Raw genomic sequence first — 19,478 nt, forward strand, 5'->3', positions numbered from 1 at the left:
CCCCAATACATCGAGCATAGTTAAACCAACCCACCATTCACCCGCAAAATCTGCCCATTGACCCAAGCCGAATCCGGCCCCACCAGAAACGACACAACGCGAGCAATATCCTCCGGATGACCCAAACGCTCCAGTGGAGGCATCTTGGCGAAAGTCTGGATTTGCTCTTCGCTCTTGCCGTGCAGAAACAGCTCAGTCGCCACCGGGCCAGGCGCCACCGCGTTGACGGTGATGTTGCGCCCGCGCATTTCCTTGGCGAACACCTGGGTCAGGGATTCCACAGCCGCTTTGCTGGCGATGTACACCGCATAGCCCGGCAAGTTAAGGCCAACGGTGCTGCTGGAGAAGTTGATGATCCGGCCGCCGCTGTTCAGACGCGTCGCCGCTTCACGCAAGGTGTTGAAGGTGCCGCGGGCGTGGATGTTGAAAGTCTGGTCGAACAGTTCGTCGGTGTACTGCGCCAGCGGCATCACGTTGAGGATGCCGGCGTTGTTGATCAGCGCATCGACCTTGCCCAGTTGCGCTTCGGTCTCGTCGAACAACCGGCGCACGTCATCGGCATTGGCCACGTCAGCCTTGACCGCTATGGCCTGATGCCCGGCCTGACGCAACTCCACCACCAGTTTTGAGGCTTCAGTGGCGCTGCTGGCGTAGTTGATGGCGACGGCGAAACCTTCGCTGGCCAGTTGCCTGGCGATCACAGCGCCGATGCCGCGGGAGGCGCCGGTCACGATGGCAACTTTCGAAGTTTGAGCAGTCATGGCGTTGAGTCCTTGGAGTGGTTTGAAGTGGAGCCAGACTCACATGTTTACTCAGGCCGATAAATGCATGAGAGTTGCCTTGACTGTTCAATAATCACCAACAATCGAGTGCCAGGAGTGACCCGTGGATCAAGTCAAAGCGATGAAGGTGTTCGTGCGGATCTACGAGCGCAGCAGCTTCACCCTGGCGGCCGATGACCTGAATCTGCCGCGGGCGACGCTGACCCACACGCTGAATCAGTTCGAAGCCTGGCTCGGTACTCGTTTACTGGAGCGCAGCACCCGCAAGGTCCGTCCGACGCTGGACGGAGAGGCGTATTACCTGCGTTGCGTGCAGTTGCTGGCGGAACTGGAAGAGGCCGAACTGGCATTTCGCAGCGTAGCGCCGAAAGGGCGGTTGCGAGTGGATCTGCACGGCACCTTGGCTAAGCACTTCGTGATCCCGGCGTTGCCGCAATTCATGGCGCGCTACCCGGACATCGACCTGTCCATCAGCGAAGCCGACCGCTTCGTCGACCTGATCGCAGAAGGCGTTGATTGCGTGTTGCGCGCCGGCACCTTGGGCGACTCGGCACTGATCGGTAAACGTGTCGCCAACTTGCGACAGATCACCTGCGCCAGCCCTGCCTACCTGCGCAAATATGGCGAACCGAAAAACCTCGAGGACCTGAGCCGCCATCGTGCGGTGAACTACGTTTCACGTACCACCGCCAAGCTGTTCCCGTTTGAATTCGTGGTCGATGGCGAACTCAAGGAAGTGGCCATCGAAGGCGCGCTGTCTGTGTTCGGTGCAGAGATTTACGCGGCCTCGGCGATTGCCGGATTGGGCCTGATCCAGTGCCCGCATTACCGAATGGAAGCCCTGATTTCCCAAGGGCTTGTGCAGGAAATCCTGGTCGACACACCACCGCCGCCGATGCCGGTTTCCGTGTTGTATCCCCATAACAAACACATGTCGCCACGGGTTCGGGTGTTTGTGGATTGGTTGGGGGAGGTGTTTGCGCAGGCCCGATAACCGATGGTCCGCGGGCAATCTGGCTTGCTTGAGTTCGGCTAATATTTATCAGAGTGTGTATCGTGTGTATTGAGATGTGATCATCGCGTAATGTGCTCAGCAGATGCTGCCCACAAGGACGAAGGTGATGCGAAGTCGGGAAATGATCAGGATGATCGAGGAGGATGGCTGGTATCTGGTGGCCGTGAAAGGTAGCCATCATCAGTACAAGCATTCGTGCAAGTCAGGCAGGGTGACGATAAAACACCCTGATTCGGATCTTCCAAAAGGAACGATCAACAGCATATTGAAACAGGCGGGTCTGAAATGAGGCCCGACATCGGAAACGAGAGCCTCGAAGGGGCCACATCACAGGAAGGACTCATCGAAATGAAATTTCCGGTCGTTCTGCACAAGGATGCCGACTCAGAATACGGAGTGATTATCCCGGACGTGCCGGGTTGCTTCTCCGCGGGCGCTACTGTGGCGCAGGCATTTGAAAACGTGAAAGAAGCGTTGGCTTTGCACTATGAAGGCTTGGTCGCCGATGGTGATCCACTGCCGCAGGTGCGTGAGATTGACGATCATCTTGATAACCCTGATTACGCTGGCGGTGTGTGGGGGGTTGTCGACTTCGATATCACGCCTTACTTCGGCAAGTCGGTGCGCTTCAATGCCACGCTCCCTGAGCAATTGCTTGAGCGTATCGACCAGACGGTCAGACGAGATCAGCGATACAGCTCAAGATCTGGTTTTTTGGCGGCTGCCGCGTTGCGTGAGTTGTCGGCGTAAACGTTGGGAGTGGATATCGGCGCTATGCGGTGGGTCAGATTTAATAATATGTGAAACGTTTCAGCATTTTCTCGAGTCCGAGGTTTATCGGCGTTTGTCCAAGCGTATGCTGGGCAACTTGCAAAGCAGTCGATACCCCATTCAAGACCGACAAGAGAGGATTCGATGACCTACACCGCTGCCGAAAACCGCTACGATTGCATCCCTTACCGCCGCGTGGGGCGCAGCGGGCTGGTGCTGCCGGCGTTGTCCCTGGGCTTGTGGCACAACTTCGGCGACAGCACGCCGATCGACACCCAGCGTTCGTTGCTGCGCACGGCATTCGATCTGGGCATCAACCATTTCGACCTGGCCAACAACTACGGCCCGCCGTATGGCAGCGCCGAGATCAACTTCGGCCGTTTGCTGCGTGAAGACTTCAAGCAGTATCGCGACGAGTTGATCATCTCCAGCAAGGCCGGTTGGGACATGTGGCCCGGCCCTTACGGTCAGGGCGGTGGTTCGCGTAAATACGTGCTGGCCAGCCTCGACCAGAGCCTGCAACGTCTGGGCCTCGATTACGTAGACATCTTCTATTCCCACCGCTTTGACCCGGACACGCCGCTTGAAGAAACCGCCAGCGCACTGGCCACTGCCGTGCAGCAGGGCAAGGCACTGTACATCGGCATCTCGTCCTATTCCGGGGTGAAAACCCGTGAAATCGCCGGGTTGCTGAAGGAGTGGAAAGTACCGTTGCTGATCCATCAACCGGCCTACAACCTGCTCAACCGCTGGGTGGAAAAGGACCTGCTGGACACCACCGATGAACTCGGCACCGGCGTGATCGCCTTCACGCCATTGGCTCAGGGGCTGTTGACCGACAAGTACCTCAATGGCGTGCCAGCGGATGCACGGGTCAATCGTCCGGGCGGTGGTTCGCTGCAGGCGTCTCACCTGTCCGAAGCCAACATCGCCCATGTGCGGGCGCTCAATGAAATCGCCAAGCGCCGTGGTCAGAGCCTGGCGCAACTGGCGCTGGCCTGGACCCTGCGCGATCCACGGGTGACCTCGGCGCTGATCGGCGCGAGCCGGCCGGAGCAGATTATCGAGAATGTCGGGGCGTTGAAGAACCTGAGTTTCAGCGTGGAAGAACTGGCGGAGATTGACCGGTTTGCCCAGGAGGGTGGGGTCAATCTTTGGGAGAAGCCTTCGACGGCTGAATAAGTGTTCGGCGCCGGGTCTTCTGGCGCCTGTCACATAGCTTTCGCGAGCAAGCCCGCTCCCACATTAGACCGAGTCCTTAGATAAGAATGCGATCACCGGTGGGAGCGGGCTTGCTCGCGAAGAGGCCCTCATAGCCACTGAAGAAGCTGAGTGCTCACCGAAAGAAAGGCACATCCCCCAACACCGTCGCCCGCTGCATCACCCGCCGTGCCGGGCGGTAATCATCCACCGCGTGATGCTGGGTCACGCGATTGTCCCAGAACGCGATGTCGTCTTTCTGCCAGCGCCAGCGGATGGTGAATTCCGGTCGTGTGGTGTGGGCGAACAAGAATTTCAGAATCACCTCGCTTTCCGTTTCCGACAGCTCATTGATCTTCGACGTGAACCCTTCATTGACGAATAGCGACCGGCGCCCGCTCACCGGGTGCGTGCGAATCACCGGGTGCGATAGCGGCGGGTTCTTGCGCCGGGCTTCTTCCCACTGGGCCAGGGCTTCGGGTGTGTTGCCATAACGTTCCAGCGGGAACGAACGGGTGAAATCGTGAGTAGCGGTCAGCCCTTCTAGCAGGGTTTTCATCGGTGCGGACAGTGCTTCATACGCCGCAATACCACTGGCCCACAGCGTGTCGCCGCCAAATTCGGGCAGCAGTTTGGCGCTGAGCACTGCGCCCATGGCCGGGGTCGGCAGGAAGGTCACGTCGGTGTGCCAGATCGCGTTGTCCCGCACGTCGGTGACGGCGGTGTCGAGGATCAGCACTTGCGGCTGCTCCGGCACGTTCGGGTAGATCGGATGAATATGCAGCTCACCGAAATAGGCGGCGAATCGCGCTTGCTGCTGCGGCTCGATCGGCTGGTCGCGGAAGAACAGCACTTGATGCTTGAGCAGCGCCTGCTCGATGGCATCGCGTTGCTCAACGTTCAGCGGCTGGCTGATATCGATGCCGCTGATTTGCGCGCCGAGGGCGGAGCTGAGAGGGATAATTGTCAGGTTACTCATGGTGGTTCTCTTCGAATTTCTGTATCGAGCTTATGTGGGAGCGAGCCTGTGGCGAGGGGGCCTTGCCCCGGGCTCAACCCTGTGGGTACCACACCAACCGCTCTGCCGCCGGGTTGCGTTCTTCAACCTGAAACCCCAGCGCCAGGTAATGCTGGCGAGCATGGAGGTTATTGGCCCAGACCACCGTCGCCACGGGGCAGCGAATTTGCTGCGCAGCTTTTTGCACGCCTTGCAGCACCGTCCGACCGTAACCCTTGCCGCGGGCCTGGGGGATAAACGCCAGGTACAGCACGCGAATTTCATTGGGGCCGAAGTCGGTGGTCAGTGCGCCGATGGCCGTGTCGAGTTTCTCGATCACATAATGCATGGCGTTGGGGAAGTTCTCCCCCAGCCCTTGTTCCTGCACCTTGAATTGCTGGGCAACCACTTGCTCAACCACTTCCTGCTCACCGTCGATCCATTGCAGATCCGGCCGCGCCGCCTGGTAAAGGCTGTGCAGAAAAGGTCCATCACTGGTCCGCGAAGGCCTGACCACCAAGCCGTCCGCTGCCATTGAATCGGTTTTCGCCATCGCTGTTCCTCCTTAGAAACCGCTTTCCCTGACCCCCAGCGCCGCCATGCGTCGCCAGGCAACGCCCAATAACGACTCGCCACTGCCCTGCAACACCACAATGCCGCGCAACGGCTGCACCGGCGTCGGGGTATTTTCGAGGATGCTCAACCGCGCGCCGTACTGCGCCTGCACCGGCTCGGCGCGCTGATGCTGATCGCGGCGCACGGCGATCGGCCCGTGGTGATCGGAAGTCAGCGCTTCCTGATCGACATAAGCCACGCCGTTGGTGTCGATTTCGCTCAATTGCACGGTGATCGCCGGGTGCATCGGGTCATCGGCGATGAACCTCCCACTGGCTCCCGGGGCGACACGCCAGAGTTCGGCTTCGGCCAGATAACCGCGCAACCGCGCGCCGTCTTCGACCACCCGTGCCAAAGGATCTTTGGTCGAAAGCCAGCGGCCGACCGTTAACTGTGGCAACAGATCGCGCACCTTGCCACCGTGGGGCGCGCGCAGCAGCAGACGTTCGCGCTGAGCGGCCAGGCCGCGATATTCGGCCACGGCTTCGGCCAGGCGCTGCTCGACGATTCCGGCGTCGGCCGCGGTTTCGCTACGACCGGCCTGACGACGCATCTGTAATTGCTGGATCTGGATTTCGCGACGGACGATGGCCTGGCGTGAATCCAGATCCGGGGATTCCAGCTCGATCAGCACCTCACCTTGAGCGACGACCTGGCCGTCGTGCACATTCACCGTTTTGACCCGCGCCGCCACCGGCGCGTGCAGGGCGCTGGCGCGTCCGGCCTCAAGCATCGTCGGCAACTCCACCGCGCTACGCCAAGGCAACGCCAGCAGCAACAACAACCCAAGCAACACCAGACCGCTGAGCAGTACCCGAGGCGCATGCGCCTGTTCGCGACGGCTCCACCATTGCCGCCACTCGCTCAGGATCGGCAGGAAAATGAACCACACCAGTTCCACCAGCATCAGGAAAATCCCCAACACCTTGAAGAACAGGTGATAGACCGCCAGCGCAATCCCGAAAAACAACGCCGCGCGCCACAACCACGCGCCATACCCCCAGATCAACAAACGCCGCTGCATCTTCGGCGACCACGGCTCCGGCGCCGGGGCCGCGTAGCCAAACAAAAACTCGCGCAGCCGCCAGCGACACAAGGCAAAGGCCCGCCCTTGAAGGTTGTCCACTTCCCAGAAATCACTGAGCAAGAAGTAGCCATCAAAACGCATGAACGGGTTGAGGTTGATCACCAGCGTGGTGATCCAGGTCGCACTGGCGAGCATGAACGCCGCCGTGCGCCCGGGGCCGTCAGGCAGCAGTGACCAGGCGAGCAGCGCGATACACGCCAGCACCAGTTCCGCCAGCACCCCGCCGGCGCCAATCAGCAACCGCGCCCGACGATCATTGACTCGCCAGGCGTCGCTGACGTCCGTGTAAAACATCGGCAGCAGCACCATGAATGCCACGCCCATGCTCTGCACCCGACAACCGGCGCGCTTGGCCATGAAGGCGTGGCCGAACTCGTGGCACAGCTTGGCGAAAAACAGCGCCACAGCAAACGCCAGGGCACCGCCGAGGCTGAACAGGTGCGGAAAGGTCGCGATAAACCGCTGCCAGTCCCGTGACACCAGAAACACCCCGAGCCCCAGCGTCGCGGGCAATCCGTAGCGCAATGCGCGCGGGCCGAAACGCTCCAGCCACGGCCAGGCGCGATTGAGAAAGGCGTCCGGGCGCCACAGCGGAATCCGGAAAAACAGGTATTGATGCAGCAGGATTTGCCACAGGCTTTGGCGCTGGGCCGCGGCCTTCAGGCTATAACTGGCGCGCTGCGACGGGTCGAGGGCGCAGATCAGATCGTGGCCGCGCAAAAACTCCAGCAATTGCTCAAGCGCCGCACCATCCAGCGGCAGCCCCGGTTCGCGGTTGGCGGCACGCAGCACGTGCTCCGGATCTCCCAGGGACCAATGGCGCAGCAAGCGCATCGCCGCCGCACCGAGTTTGAAATAGCGCCCGCGCACCGGGTCGGCCAGGGTCCAGCGCGGCGACCCGTCGAGGGCCGGGGCCGCCGCCGACAATTGCAGGTCTGCCCGCAGGCTCGGCAGGTTCATCTACAGGCCCACGCTCTGACGCAACCCGGCCAGCGGTCGGCGCAACAGGTACAACGCCAGCGGCGCACGGTCGCCGAAGACTTTCGCAGTGCCGCGCAAACCGATGCGCGGCGGCGCGGCGTCGAACGTCGCATCCAGTCGATAAGCCAGTTGCCCGGCAGCGGTGGGCTGCGCTTCGTAGGCCGAACGTTCGAGTTTGGCCAGGTGCCGATGCAGCGGATCGCTGTCGAGAAACAGCGCGACTTGTGCGCCCGGCTCCAGGGCAATCGCATCGCCCACGGCCAACTCGATGCGCAATTCGGCCTGGTTCGGGTCGGCGATTTCCATCAGCCGCTCGCCGGTTTGCACCGGTTTGCCGGTCCAGCGTTCGGCGTCGGCGAACACCGCGATACCGTCCCGCTCGGCGCGTACTTCGCTGCGTTTGAGCAGTTCACGGGCGTAATCCCGTTCGGCGCGCTTCTGCTCCACTCGCGCCGCCAGCAGATCGATTTTCGAACTGGACTCGGCATCGGCGAAGGAACGTTGGGAATTGGCCTTGAGTTCCGCTTCGGCAACGCCCAGGGCGCGCTCGGCCACATCGGCCTGAGCCTTGAGCGTGGTGCTTTCGAAGCGCAGCAGCAGGTCGCCGGTTTTCACCGCCTGATTGGGTTTGACCAGAAACTCGGCGATCACTCCGTCCAGCGGCGCGGCGATCACCCGACCGCCCAACGGGACGACTTCGGCCGGCGCCAGCACCGATTGGCGCACCGGAATCAGTAGCCCGAGCAACAACACGGCAACCAGCGCCACCTGACGCTTGCGCGTCCAGCGCAGTCGCCAGGGTTTGCGCGGTTGCTGCGCGAGCCAGGCATGGCTGTAGGTGTCGCCCAGTTGCGACAGCAGCACTTGTTCGGAAGGGTTCCACGGCACATCCCGCGCCAGCCACAGACCGCCGAACACCTCGCCCTGATGATCGATCAGCGGCAGCCAAAACACCTGAGCGGCTGACAGACTTTGCCAGTCGGCCAGAATCGATTCGCTAAGGAGATCAGGCGCAATCACCCGCGCCTGTTTCAGCACCTCAAGCTTGAACAGCTGTGCGACCGCCTGCTCGACAAACGCCACGAACGGCGCATTCGGTTCCACAGCACTAACACCGGTAACCGCCTGCACCTTGCCGGCGATCAACAGCGCGGCATGGCGGAAACCGAACAGCGCCTGACCGTCATTGACCAGGCTGTAAGCCAGTTGCGAAGGCGTGCGCGCGGCGCGGGTCTGGCGTTCGAGGTCGAGAAACCTGGCGAACACCTGCTCGGCGCCGCCGGTCACCGGGGCGTTCATTTGAGCTCCGCGAAATGCGCCGTTCCGCTCATGCCGGCCAACAGACCGTTGGCGTTGGGCAGCGCCGCCACCAGCAGCAAAGTCTGGCTGCCTTCATCAATTCGCGCACCGAGGCGTTTGACCGTGGCATCCAGCGGCTGACCGGTTTCATCGGGGACAAAACTGAATGTCTGGCCGGGCTTGAGCTTGCCCATCCAGCGCGACGGGACCAACAGGTGAATTTCCAGGGTGCGGTTATCGACCACGTCCAGTAACGGCGCGCCGGCGGCAACGCTTTCGTAGCGCTTGACCTTACGTTCGACGACCTGGCCATCAAACGGCGCAACCACGCTGCAGCGTTTGACCTGAACCTGATAGACCTGCGACTGCGCCTGAATCTCGCTGACCTTGGCCTCGGCCCGCGCCACTTCAAAGCGCCCGACTGAATTTAACGCCGCCAGTTGTTTGTTGTGCGCCAGTTCTTCACCAGCACCACGGCTGGCGGCCTGAGCCGCGTTGAGCTGAGCCTGATAAGCCGAACAGTCAAACCGCGCCAGGGTGTCGCCCTTTTTGAACGACTCGCCCTCACTGAACGGCAACTCGACAATCCGCCCCGACAACTCGCTGGCAAGCACCGCCTGATCCCGGGCCCGCAGCACACCACGGGCTTCACTGCTGGCCGACGCATTCCCGCCAACCGCGCTGCTTTCCAGCAACGGATCGTCTGGCGCAGGCGTTTGCGCCTGTACTACGCACGTTACAAAGGTCAATCCTGCAACCCAAACACGAAAACGCCGCATAACCGTAACTCCCTGACGGATGAGCGGAGTCTATGACAGCGGGGGTGAGCGTCAAGCGGATGGGCATCATTGATTGGTCAAGGGAGTATGTAATACCTTACAAATTATCAGGACGCGTCCTACGCGATTCCCCATCAATCAGCCATTGCAGCCTTCGACATGCGACTTTAATCTCTCTGCACCACTGAACCCTACACGCAGCGATTAAATTCGCTGGCAGTCAGGGTGAAGAAACCGGCTCCGGCCGGTTTTTTCGTTTTTCTGCGCGCAGATCAGCGCTGCGCCGTCTCCATCAGCGGATACACCGATTCCCATCCCCCACCTAACGCCTTGTATAACCCAACCATCGCCAACGACACCCCGGTCGAGCTCTCGACCCACTGTTGCTGGGTCGCCAGCAATTCGCCTTGCGCGGTGAGGACGTTGACGAAATCCACTACCCCTTCGACGTACTGCTGTTGCGCGGTGCGCAGGGCGATCTGGTTCTGGCGCACGGCTTCGGCGAGGCTGTCGCGGCGCAGTTGGCTGGCGTTGTAGGCGGTGAGTTGATCGTCGATTTCATGCCAGGCCCGCAGCACGGTTTGCTGGTAGGCCAGCGCCGCTTCCTGTTGCTGGGCTTCGCGCAGGTGCAACACGCCGCGCAGGCGACCGCCGTCGAACAGCGGCAGGCTGAACTGCGGGCCCATGCCGAACGAGCGCGAGCCCCAGGAGCCGAAATCGCTCAATTGCATGGCTTGCGAGCCGATGTTGCCCGACAGGGTTATCCGCGGATAAAAGTCGCCCTTGGCTACGCCGATGCTGGCGGTCGCGGCATGCAGACGGGCTTCTGCCTGACGTATGTCCGGGCGGCGCTCGGCCAATTGCGACGGAAAGCCGATGGCGACCTGATGCGGGGTTTGCGGCACCGGGGCGTCGGTGGATAACTCGGCGGACAGCGTTTGCGGCGGTTCGCCCATCAACAGGCTCAAGGCGTTGATCAGTTGCGACTGACGCTGCTCCAGCGCCGGCAAACGTGATTCGATGGCCGCGACTTGCGCAGCGGCTTCGGCGACGTCCAGATCTGTGGCAACACCGTCGGCCAGGCGCAGTTGCGAGAGTTTCAAACTATGCCGGGCGACGTCGAGGTTTTGCTCGGTGACGGCCCGCGTGCTTTGCACACCGCGCAGCTGAATGTAGTCCTGAGCGGTTTCGGCGAGCACTGACAGCAGCACACCACGGCGATCGTTTTCCGCCACTTCCAGAGCGGCATCGGCGGCTTCGGTTTCGCGGCGCACACGGCCCCAGAAATCCAGCTCCCAGGAGGCGGAAAAGCCGGCGTCCCACAGGTTGAACGCCGAGTCGCCGTCGTTGCCCGACGGATCGTTCAGGCCTTCACCGCTGTTGCGTTTACGCCCGTAGCTGCCGTTGGCGGCGGTAGTGGGATAGCGGTCGGCGGTGATCACCTGACGCGCGGCTCGGCTTTGCTGCAAGCGGCTGCTGGCGAGTTTCAGGTCGAGGTTGTCGGTCAAGGCGCGTTGGGTCAGGGCCGAGAGTTTCGGGTCGTGGAATACTTCCCACCAGCGTTCGTCCATTTCGCTGGGAATGATCTGACTGGCGGCGGCTTTAGTTGGTTTGGACCATTCGGCCACTTGTTGCGGCTGAGGCTTTTGGAAGTCCGGGCCGACGGTGCAAGCCGAAAGGCTCATGACCAGCAAGGCATAAAGGGGGATGTGAGGCCACTGGCCTCTTCGCGAGCAAGCCCGCTCCCACGCTGGATCTCCTTTTATGCATGAAGTTTGGGCACCCAGCAGATCAAATGTGGGAGCGGGCTTGCTCGCGAAGACGTCAGCCCTATCAACAAAAATCTTCATCGTTGCGCAACCTCATGCTCGCTGGCGCTTGCAGTATCAATCCTCGCCTCCACCGACATCCCCACCCGCAAACGCTCGGCCAATGGCTGGCCCGGATCGAGGAGGATTTTCACCGCAATCCGTTGCACAACCTTGGTGAAGTTGCCAGTGGCGTTGTCCGGCTTGACCGCGGCGAAGGTCACGCCGGTAGCCAGTGCGATGCTTTCAACGCGACCGCGCAGGGCTTCGCCGCCGAGGCTGTCGACGTGCACTTGCACGCTCTGCCCCGGCTGTACGTCAGTCAGTTGGGTTTCCTGAAAGTTGGCGACCACATAAGCCCGCTCCAACGGCACCACGGCCAGAATCTTGCTACCCGGTGTGACATAGGCGCCGACCCGCACCGCGCGCTCGCCGACCATGCCGTCCTGAGGCGCAACGATGCGCGTGTAGGACAGCTCATAGCTGGCCATTTCCAGCGCCGCTTGCGCTCTTTTCAGCCCGCCTTCGGCCGCATCACGCTGGGCGGTCAGGATCTCCACCTGCTTACGTTCCGCCGCGAGCACCGCCGTGGCATTGGCCAAACGGGCGGAGGCCTGATCGATGCGCGTGCGTGCTTGCTGAGCATTCTGCACCGTACCGGCGCCGACCCCGGCGAGATGGTTGTAGCGGTTCAGTTCATGCTCGGCGAAGGCCATTTCAGCCTTTGCTGAAACCACCGTAGCCTGGGCCTGAGCGATCACCGATGTCTGGCGCTCAAGGGTAGCCCGAGCGTTTTGCAACTGCGCCCTGGCCACCAGGGTTTCAGCGTCAGCGGCCTCAGCGGCAGCGCGTAGATCGCGGTCGTCGATCAACGCCAGTAGCTGTCCGGCCTTGACCAGCTGGTTGTCTTCCACGAGCACGTCTTTGATGAACCCCGCCACGCGCGGCGCCACCCGGGTGAAGTCCGCCGAGACGAAAGCATCGTTGGTGCTCTGCTGTGTACGCTTGCCGAACAAGCCCGGCGCCAGCAGGTAAATCAACACGCCGAGCGCCATCGCTGCGGCAATGCCGACAGCGACTTTTTGCTTTGATTGAGTCGTCATAAAAACCTTCTGTTTCAGTGAAGCATTCAAGTCGGCGCGCGCGGTGGATAGATCCGCGTCGGCAGCCAGAAAATCAGCAGGATCAGCACCACGGCGACACTGGCCATGCACAGATAAAGATCGGAGGAAGTCAGCACCTGGGCTTGTTGATGCAGTCGGTGAGCCAGGCTTGCGTTGTCGCTTTGGACCAGGGGCGAGTTACCGAGATTGTCTACCAACATGGTCGAGTGGAAATGCAGCCTTGCGGTGGTCAGTGCCTCGATCACACCCGTAGCAATCACCGCCGCCAGGCCTTTCACGGTATTGAACCAGGCCGAGGCGAACGGCCCTTCCATCGGAGTGATGCTGCCGGTGGAGAGCATCAACAGCGGCAGCACGGCCATGGGCTGACCGAAAATCTGCAGCCATTGCAGGGCATAGAAATCGTCGCGAATCCATGCCGATGTCAGCTGCGAACCACCGAGGCAAGACAGCGCCAGCATGCTCAGGCCGATCCCCAGCACCCAGCGGCAATCGACCCAGCGCAGGTTGCACAGCGCCGCCACCAACGGCAGCGCGATCAACTGAGGCAGCGCCGCCAGCAGCATGATCGGCGCGGTCTGCACCGGCCGATAACCCTGGACCTGAGCCAGGTAACTGGAGGGAATGAGGACCACCGCGAGCAACACCACAAGCACGCCGGCCAGCGTCAACAGCGCGAACGACAGGTTGCGGATGCCGAGCATTTGCAATTTGAAGAATGGAATCGGTTGCGACCACTCATTGATCAGAAACAGCACCAGCAACAGCAGCCCGCCGCCGAGCAGTCCACAGATCAGGCTCGACTCGAACCAGTCCAGCCGATTGCCTTGCAGAATGCCGATCACCAGCATGCAGATCGCCGGGAACCCCAGCAGCAAGCCACGCCAGTTGAATGACTTGAAGCGTTCCAGCCGCAGCGGATCCTGGGGCAAACCGTAGGCCACCGCCGCCATTGCAATCAGGCACGGCACGACGATTTGCCAGAAGGTCCATTGCCAGCCGACGTACTCGGTCCACAACCCGGCCAGCGGTGTACCGAGACCGGGACCGAAGGTTGCCGTCAGGGCATAACCGGCCAGGCCATAGAGTTTCACGTTGGCCGGCAGGAATCGCAGTGCAACGGTCATCAGCATCGGCGGCAGCGCGCCGCCGGCAAGACCTTGCAAGGTGCGCATGACCAGCAGGCTTTCGTAATTCGGAGCGAACGGGCACAACACACCCAGCAGGGTGAACGCGCTGATCGCGCACAGAGTGAAGCGCCGCAACGAGAACGTCACCGCACACCAAGGGGCAAACGCCATGGCGGCCACCGAGGTCGCGGTGTAACTGGCGACCAGCCAGGTGCCTTCGTCGTAACCAATGGCCAACGCGCCGCGGATATCGGCCAGCGCGACCTTGGTCACCATCTCGTTCAGGCCCGACACCAGCACCGCCAGTAACACGCCCACCAGGCCGATGATGATTCGCGGGCCGAAGACCGGTGGCGCGACGGCGGCCGTTGGTTTGGCCGCAGCGAGAGGCGCCGTGACCGTGAGGGAAGTCATGTACTGCAAGCTCCGGAAGGGGAATACCGAAGCATTTTAGGGAGCGTGGAAGGTTACGAAAATTGACTTGTTGGCAGCTTATAAGTGCGTTCCATGCAGCAATCAAATCGGATGGCTGGCAAATTTTTGAAACGACACAGATCCCCTGTGGGAGCGGGCTTGCTCGCGAAGGCGGTGTGTCATTCAGCATTGATATTGACTGAAATACCGCTTTCGCGAGCAAGCCCGCTCCCACAAGGGGTTGCGTCAACTCAGGTAGGTTGTGCGGCCAGCCACGTCTCATCGCAACAGGTCTTGAGGGTTTCACGCATCCAGCGATGGGCCGGGTCTTTGTCGAAACGCGGGTGCCAGGCCTGGGTCAGCATCAGGGTCGGTAACGGAATTGGCAGGGTGAACGAGCGCAGTTTCAAGCCCAGGCGTCGCACGCTCAGCAGCGCCTCCTTGGGCACCGGCAGAATCAGATCGGAATCCGGCAAGGCGAACATCGCCGCATGGAAACTCGGTGCAATCACCGCCACCCGCCGCTCCAGCCCCAAGGCGTTGAGCGCCGTGTCGATCGGCCCGCGGGCGATCCCGCGACGGGACATGCTGATATGGGAAAATCCGGCGTAACGTTCGGCGGTGATTTCTTCGTCGAACAACGGGTGATCTTCACGCACCAGCCCGACAAAGTGCGTGGAAAACAGGTTCTGAACCTTCACTTCCGGCATCAGCGGACGATTGTTGCTGACGCTTAAATCGATACGTCCTTCACGCAAGGCTTCGTCGTCTCCATCGCCCTCAGGAACGAAGCGCAATTCGCAATGCGGGGCCTGGCGTTCCATCGTGTCAAATAGCTTGCCGCCGTAAACGCCAACAAAGAAATCATTGGCGCGAATGCTGAACCGCCGGCGCAAACTGCCCAGATCCACCTCATCGGCGGAGCGGAACAGCAAAGCGGCCTGCTCCACCAGATCCCGCACCTGCTCGCGCAACTCCAGTGCCTTGGGCGTCGGCACCAAGCCTCGACCGGCGCGCACCAGAATCGGATCGCCAATGGCCTCGCGAATCCGCGTCAGCGTCCGGCTCATCGCCGCCGGGCTGAGGTTCATCCGCCGTGCAGCGCCTACCACACTGCCTTCATCGAGCAAGGCGTCGAGGGCGACCAACAGGTTCATGTCCGGGAGTTGCATGCTGAGCACTCGTGTCTGATCTGGATTGATTCAGACGCAATGCTAGCAAACATCTTCCTGACGGATGTATTGGCAGGTCTGTGGGAGCGAGCCTGCTCGCGATGGCGTCAGCTCAGACGCCGCGTTAAGCCGACTTGGCCAAAATCAACCCAGTCTCACTCGCCGCTTCCAAGCGAATCGCCACAAACTTCGATGTCGGCGTATGGCTGCCATCTCCAGTGCTTTCCAGCGGCACCAGCGGGTTCACTTCCGGATAGTAAGCGGCCGCTTGCCCGGCAGGAATATCAAACGCCAGCAGCGTGAAACCCTTCACCCGACGCTCACGGCCATCATCCCAAATCGAAACAATGTCAGCCTTTTGCCCGGGTTTGAACCCGAGGCGAATGATGTCGGCTTCATTGACGAACAGCACATCGCGCTGACCTTTCACCCCGCGATAACGGTCATCAAGACCATAAATCGTGGTGTTGTACTGATCGTGGGAGCGCATCGACTGCATGATCAGGTCCGGCAGCACGCCGGTGGCGCGGGTGCGCTCATGCACCAGATGTTTGGGCAGCCTGTTCGCACGGAAGTTGGCCCGACCCGATGGGGTATTCCAGCGACGTGCACTGGCGCTGTTACCCAGGTAGAAACCACCCGGGTTCTGGATTTTTTCGTTGAAGTCCCGGAAGCCCGGGATGGTGTCGGCGATCAGGTCGCGGATGCGGCTGTAATCGGCCACCAGCCAGTTCCAGTCCACCGGTTTGCTGCCCAGGGTTGCGGCGGCGATGCCGGCGATGATTGCAGGCTCCGAGCGCATCTGGTTCGACAGTGGCTGCAGCTGACCGTTGGAGGCGTGGACCATGCTGAACGAGTCTTCCACGGTCACCGCTTGGGCGCCTTCGGTCTGGATATCGATGTCGGTACGGCCCAGGCACGGCAGGATCAGCGCGTCTTTACCGTGGGCCAAATGGCTACGGTTGAGCTTGGTGCTGATCTGCACGGTCAGGTCGCAGTTGGCCAGAGCCTGGAAGGTACGCGTGCTGTCCGGGGTGGCTTGGGCGAAATTGCCGCCCAGGCCGATGAAGACTTTCGAGCGACCGTCGGCCATGGCGTGAATCGCCTCGACCACGTTGTGGCCGTTTTCACGGGGAACCTTGAACTGGAAGCGCCGCTCCAGAGCGTCGAGGAACGCCACCGGCGGACGTTCGTTGATGCCCATTGTCCGGTCGCCCTGCACATTGCTGTGGCCGCGCACCGGGCACAGACCGGCACCCGGCCGGCCGATGTTGCCGCGCAACAGCATCAGGTTGGCGATTTCCTGGATGGTCGCCACCGAATGACGATGCTGGGTGATGCCCATCGCCCAGCACATGATCACGTTCTTGCCCTTGGCGTACATGCGCGCCGCTTGCTCGATTTCCACCAGGGTCAGGCCGGACTGTTCGACGATCTGCTCCCACGGGGTGTCGTCGACGATGCCGAGGTATTCCAGAACGTTGACGCTGTGTTCATTGAGGAAGTCGTGGTCGAACACCGCAGGCTCACCAGCCTTCTGCGCATCGCGCTCCCATTGCAGCAGGAACTTGGCCATGCCGCGCATGATCGCCATGTCGCCGCCCAGTGCCGGGCGGAAGTACGCGGTGTTGGTCGGCTTGTCGCCGTTGGTGAGCATTTCCAGTGGGTGCTGTGGATGCTGGAAACGTTCCAGACCGCGTTCTTTCAGCGGGTTGATGCACACCACCTGAGCGCCGCGTTTCACCGCTTCGCGCAGGGGTTCGAGCATCCGCGGGTGGTTGGTGCCGGGGTTCTGGCCCCAGACGAAAATCGCATCAGCGTGTTCGAAATCATCGAAGGTCACGGTGCCTTTGCCGACGCCAACGCTCTGCGCCAACGCAACACCACTGGCTTCGTGACACATGTTTGAGCAATCGGGGAAATTGTTGGTGCCATAGGCGCGCACGAACAATTGATAGAGGAACGCCGCTTCGTTGCTGGCGCGGCCCGAGGTGTAGAACTCGGCCTGATTCGGGCTCGACAGGCCGCGCAGATGTTTGGCGATCAGGGTGAAGGCATCATCCCAGCTGATGGGTTGGTAGCGATCGGTTTCGGCGTTGTAGCTCATCGGCTCGGTCAGGCGGCCCTGATATTCAAGCCAGTAGTCGCTCTGTTCCAGCAGCGAGGTGACGCTATGTTTGGCAAAGAATGCAGCGTCGACACGGCGTTTGGTCGCTTCCCAGTTCACCGCTTTAGCGCCGTTCTCGCAGAACATCACCATGCCCTTTTCCGGAGAATCGCCCCACGCGCAACCGGGGCAGTCGAAGCCGCCGTTCTGGTTGGTCTTGAGCATTATGCGCAGGTTTTTCAGCGCGTTATCGCTGGTCAACCAGGCCTGGGCGACGCTGATCAGCGCACCCCAGCCACCGGCTGGGCCTTTGTAGGGCTTGTAGCGGGGGACGGGTTTCTGGTCGGCTTGACGATGTTGACTCACGCTTGATTCTCCGTCGCGGGGCTGTAGACCCGCGGCGCACTTTTCTGCGGCAGGTGGATGAGGTTGAGGTTGTGTCGACGGGCCCATTGCACGGCAAGGCCCGTGGGCGACGATAAACTGACGAGGGTCTGAATGCCGGCGCGTAAAATTTTCTGGATCAATTCGAGGCTGCAACGGCTGGTGACAATCGCCAGGCCGCCAGTGATCGGGATCTTCTGGCGGATCAACCCACCGATCAGCTTGTCGAGGGCGTTGTGTCGACCGATGTCTTCACGGCCCAGCAACAATTCGCCGTTGCCGTTCATGAACACCGCCGCATGTACCGCGCCGCAATGTTGGCCCAGCGGCTGGAATTCGCCGATGCGCTGGCGCAGGCCGTCCAGCCATTCGGTCGGGGGCAGTGGGGCGCCGGGCAAGACTTTGAGATCGGGCAGTGCTTGCTCAACCGCTTCCACGCCACAGAGCCCGCAACCACTGGTGCCGGCCAGTTGCCGACGCTGCTGCTTGAGGTTCCAGAAGGCGCGATTGGCGATGGTCACTTGCGCGTATTGCGCCGAGCCCGTGCCGCTGAGTTGCAAGTCGTAGATATCGCAGGCGTCTTCGATGATTCCGCTGCCGAGGCTGAAGCCGACGATGAAGTCTTCAAGATCCGTTGGTGTGACCAACATGACGGCCTGGCTGATGCCGTTATAGGCAATCGCCAACGCGACTTCCTCGGCCAGCGCGGTGCTGGCCGACTCGGTGTATTCGAGGTTGCAGTAACTGTATGTCTGACTGGCGACGGTCGCGGGCGTTTCAACAGCAGGCGCCGCGCGGGCAGGGCGCTTGGCGTTCATCAGGTATCACCGATGGGTTGGTCAGTTTTAAGCCTAGGCGGGTCAGCGGGTCGTGTCTAATTGCTATTACTGATCTGCTGATAGATGACGTCGATCAAGAACCGGCCACTGATTGCTGATAGATCGCGAAACAGGCTTCTGCAAGCGCCGAACGCGGAGCGCTCCGACGCATGATCAGCCCCAGCCGGGCGAGGGTCTGGGCACTTTCTATAGGCTGCAGGCGCAAGTGATCGGTGAGGTTTTCCAGTCCACCTTCCAATGGCATCACGGCGCAGCACAGACCGCCGTGTACCGCTTGTAACAATTGGTGGACCGCATCGGTTTGCAGCAACGGTTGGGGGGCCAAGCCACGGCTGTGGAAGTTATGGTCGATGGACTGGCGAAAATGCATGCCGCTGGTGAGCATGCCCAACGGCAGTTCAATCAACGATTTCCAACTCAAGGGCGCGTCGCCGAAACTGAAGAAACGCTGATCGTAGAGCAAGCCCATGTGGGTTTCGCTGAAAGCCAGGGAGTCGAAACGCTCACCGTCCAGACGCTCCAGATAGGACACACCGAGGTCGAGACGGTTGTTCGCCAGCTGCTCGAGGATCTGCTCGGAACTCAGGGCCGAGAGTTCGAAGCGCAGGTTCGGGTGCTCGGCGTGCAGGCGCTGCATCAGCGGTACCGGGTCGAAACTCGACAGCGGCACCACGCCCAGACGCAACGTACCCACGAGGTTGCCGCGACAGGCTGCCGCTTCGGCCTGTAAGCCGTCGTAGGCCGCCAGCACCGTACGCGCCCACGCCAGCACGCGCTCGCCCGGCGCGGTGAAACCTTCGAAGCGCTGGCCGCGGTTGACCAGTGGCAGTTCGAGTTCTTCTTCGAGGCTGCGCAGGCGCATGGACAGGGTCGGTTGGGTGATGTGGCAACGCGCGGCGGCCTGGCCAAAATGCCGGGTTTCGTCGAGGGCGATGAGGAATTTGAGCTGCTTGATGTCCATCTTCGCTCCAGGG

General features: G+C 61.3%; 17 protein-coding genes. 4 read left to right on the forward strand and 13 right to left on the reverse strand.

Going from position 1 to position 19,478, the window contains the following annotated elements; translation table 11 throughout:
• Nucleotides 1–20 precede the first annotated feature (20 nt).
• Nucleotides 21–761 carry an SDR family oxidoreductase gene (locus ACIPLA_RS04810; RefSeq protein ID WP_401171921.1) on the reverse strand — a complete coding sequence of 247 codons (741 nt, stop codon included), beginning with the start codon at nt 759–761 and terminating at the stop codon, nt 21–23.
• Nucleotides 762–885: 124 nt separating this feature from the next.
• On the opposite strand from ACIPLA_RS04810, the gene ACIPLA_RS04815 reads away from it, so the two are divergent.
• From ACIPLA_RS04815 to mgrA, 4 genes are all read left to right on the forward strand, one after another.
• Complete coding sequence (locus tag ACIPLA_RS04815) at nt 886–1,776, forward strand: LysR family transcriptional regulator (RefSeq protein ID WP_401171924.1); 891 nt, start codon at nt 886–888, stop codon at nt 1,774–1,776.
• A gap of 127 nt (nt 1,777–1,903) precedes the next feature.
• A complete protein-coding gene (locus ACIPLA_RS04820) occupies nt 1,904–2,086 on the forward strand; it encodes a type II toxin-antitoxin system HicA family toxin (RefSeq protein WP_008005171.1) in 183 nt (60 codons plus the stop codon).
• The gene (locus tag ACIPLA_RS04825) at nt 2,083–2,547 is read left to right on the forward strand and encodes a type II toxin-antitoxin system HicB family antitoxin (protein ID WP_192346554.1); all 465 of its coding nucleotides are present in this window, start codon (nt 2,083–2,085) and stop codon (nt 2,545–2,547) included. The genes ACIPLA_RS04820 and ACIPLA_RS04825 overlap by 4 nt, the downstream gene beginning before the upstream one ends.
• A gap of 165 nt (nt 2,548–2,712) precedes the next feature.
• On the forward strand, nt 2,713–3,750 hold the full coding sequence (mgrA, locus tag ACIPLA_RS04830; protein ID WP_401171929.1) for an L-glyceraldehyde 3-phosphate reductase: 1,038 nt from the start codon (nt 2,713–2,715) through the stop codon (nt 3,748–3,750).
• Between the two features lie 154 nt (nt 3,751–3,904).
• Here the strand turns inward: mgrA and tauD are convergent, their stop codons facing one another.
• The 12 genes from tauD to ACIPLA_RS04890 form a co-directional block, all read right to left on the reverse strand.
• Nucleotides 3,905–4,747 carry a taurine dioxygenase gene (tauD, locus tag ACIPLA_RS04835; protein WP_218396877.1) on the reverse strand — a complete coding sequence of 281 codons (843 nt, stop codon included), beginning with the start codon at nt 4,745–4,747 and terminating at the stop codon, nt 3,905–3,907.
• Between the two features lie 73 nt (nt 4,748–4,820).
• Entirely contained in the window at nt 4,821–5,318 is a 498-nt protein-coding gene (locus ACIPLA_RS04840; RefSeq protein ID WP_401171933.1) for a GNAT family N-acetyltransferase, read from the reverse strand.
• Nucleotides 5,319–5,330: 12 nt separating this feature from the next.
• The gene (locus tag ACIPLA_RS04845; RefSeq protein WP_401171936.1) at nt 5,331–7,427 is read right to left on the reverse strand and encodes a biotin/lipoyl-binding protein; all 2,097 of its coding nucleotides are present in this window, start codon (nt 7,425–7,427) and stop codon (nt 5,331–5,333) included.
• Nucleotides 7,428–8,747, reverse strand: a complete 1,320-nt coding sequence (locus ACIPLA_RS04850) for an efflux RND transporter periplasmic adaptor subunit (RefSeq protein ID WP_401171939.1) — start codon at nt 8,745–8,747, stop codon at nt 7,428–7,430.
• Nucleotides 8,744–9,526 carry an efflux RND transporter periplasmic adaptor subunit gene (locus ACIPLA_RS04855; RefSeq protein WP_401171942.1) on the reverse strand — a complete coding sequence of 261 codons (783 nt, stop codon included), beginning with the start codon at nt 9,524–9,526 and terminating at the stop codon, nt 8,744–8,746. The genes ACIPLA_RS04850 and ACIPLA_RS04855 overlap by 4 nt, the downstream gene beginning before the upstream one ends.
• A gap of 272 nt (nt 9,527–9,798) precedes the next feature.
• A complete protein-coding gene (locus ACIPLA_RS04860) occupies nt 9,799–11,376 on the reverse strand; it encodes an efflux transporter outer membrane subunit (RefSeq protein ID WP_401171945.1) in 1,578 nt (525 codons plus the stop codon).
• On the reverse strand, nt 11,373–12,437 hold the full coding sequence (locus ACIPLA_RS04865; RefSeq protein ID WP_401171948.1) for an HlyD family secretion protein: 1,065 nt from the start codon (nt 12,435–12,437) through the stop codon (nt 11,373–11,375). Before ACIPLA_RS04865 ends, ACIPLA_RS04860 begins: the two co-directional genes overlap by 4 nt.
• A 26-nt stretch (nt 12,438–12,463) precedes the next feature.
• Nucleotides 12,464–14,002 (reverse strand): MFS transporter, encoded by a 1,539-nt coding sequence (locus ACIPLA_RS04870; RefSeq protein ID WP_401171951.1) that lies wholly within the window; start codon nt 14,000–14,002, stop codon nt 12,464–12,466.
• 251 nt (nt 14,003–14,253) lie between these two features.
• Entirely contained in the window at nt 14,254–15,174 is a 921-nt protein-coding gene (locus ACIPLA_RS04875; RefSeq protein WP_008014076.1) for a LysR family transcriptional regulator, read from the reverse strand.
• Between the two features lie 124 nt (nt 15,175–15,298).
• Nucleotides 15,299–17,647, reverse strand: a complete 2,349-nt coding sequence (locus ACIPLA_RS04880; RefSeq protein WP_401171955.1) for an FdhF/YdeP family oxidoreductase — start codon at nt 17,645–17,647, stop codon at nt 15,299–15,301.
• Entirely contained in the window at nt 17,644–18,483 is an 840-nt protein-coding gene (gene fdhD, locus ACIPLA_RS04885) for a formate dehydrogenase accessory sulfurtransferase FdhD (protein ID WP_401171958.1), read from the reverse strand. The genes ACIPLA_RS04880 and fdhD overlap by 4 nt, the downstream gene beginning before the upstream one ends.
• Nucleotides 18,484–18,577: 94 nt before the next feature.
• Nucleotides 18,578–19,465, reverse strand: a complete 888-nt coding sequence (locus tag ACIPLA_RS04890; protein WP_401171961.1) for a LysR family transcriptional regulator — start codon at nt 19,463–19,465, stop codon at nt 18,578–18,580.
• Between the last annotated feature and the right edge of the window lie 13 nt (nt 19,466–19,478).

Source organism: Pseudomonas sp. NPDC086112, assembly GCF_044746425.1.
Classification (GTDB): domain Bacteria; phylum Pseudomonadota; class Gammaproteobacteria; order Pseudomonadales; family Pseudomonadaceae; genus Aquipseudomonas.

What these genes read in the sequence shown, in the direction of transcription:
- ACIPLA_RS04810 (WP_401171921.1), bottom strand. Translation starts at nt 761, where the DNA reads ATGACTGCTCAAACTTCGAAAGTTGCCATCGTGACCGGCGCCTCCCGC.
- ACIPLA_RS04820 (WP_008005171.1), top strand. Translation starts at nt 1,904, where the DNA reads ATGCGAAGTCGGGAAATGATCAGGATGATCGAGGAGGATGGCTGGTAT.
- ACIPLA_RS04825 (WP_192346554.1), top strand. Translation starts at nt 2,083, where the DNA reads ATGAGGCCCGACATCGGAAACGAGAGCCTCGAAGGGGCCACATCACAG.
- mgrA (WP_401171929.1), top strand. Translation starts at nt 2,713, where the DNA reads ATGACCTACACCGCTGCCGAAAACCGCTACGATTGCATCCCTTACCGC.
- tauD (WP_218396877.1), bottom strand. Translation starts at nt 4,747, where the DNA reads ATGAGTAACCTGACAATTATCCCTCTCAGCTCCGCCCTCGGCGCGCAA.
- ACIPLA_RS04840 (WP_401171933.1), bottom strand. Translation starts at nt 5,318, where the DNA reads ATGGCGAAAACCGATTCAATGGCAGCGGACGGCTTGGTGGTCAGGCCT.
- ACIPLA_RS04845 (WP_401171936.1), bottom strand. Translation starts at nt 7,427, where the DNA reads ATGAACCTGCCGAGCCTGCGGGCAGACCTGCAATTGTCGGCGGCGGCC.
- ACIPLA_RS04850 (WP_401171939.1), bottom strand. Translation starts at nt 8,747, where the DNA reads ATGAACGCCCCGGTGACCGGCGGCGCCGAGCAGGTGTTCGCCAGGTTT.
- ACIPLA_RS04855 (WP_401171942.1), bottom strand. Translation starts at nt 9,526, where the DNA reads ATGCGGCGTTTTCGTGTTTGGGTTGCAGGATTGACCTTTGTAACGTGC.
- ACIPLA_RS04860 (WP_401171945.1), bottom strand. Translation starts at nt 11,376, where the DNA reads ATGAAGATTTTTGTTGATAGGGCTGACGTCTTCGCGAGCAAGCCCGCT.
- ACIPLA_RS04865 (WP_401171948.1), bottom strand. Translation starts at nt 12,437, where the DNA reads ATGACGACTCAATCAAAGCAAAAAGTCGCTGTCGGCATTGCCGCAGCG.
- ACIPLA_RS04870 (WP_401171951.1), bottom strand. Translation starts at nt 14,002, where the DNA reads ATGACTTCCCTCACGGTCACGGCGCCTCTCGCTGCGGCCAAACCAACG.
- ACIPLA_RS04875 (WP_008014076.1), bottom strand. Translation starts at nt 15,174, where the DNA reads ATGCAACTCCCGGACATGAACCTGTTGGTCGCCCTCGACGCCTTGCTC.
- fdhD (WP_401171958.1), bottom strand. Translation starts at nt 18,483, where the DNA reads ATGAACGCCAAGCGCCCTGCCCGCGCGGCGCCTGCTGTTGAAACGCCC.
- ACIPLA_RS04890 (WP_401171961.1), bottom strand. Translation starts at nt 19,465, where the DNA reads ATGGACATCAAGCAGCTCAAATTCCTCATCGCCCTCGACGAAACCCGG.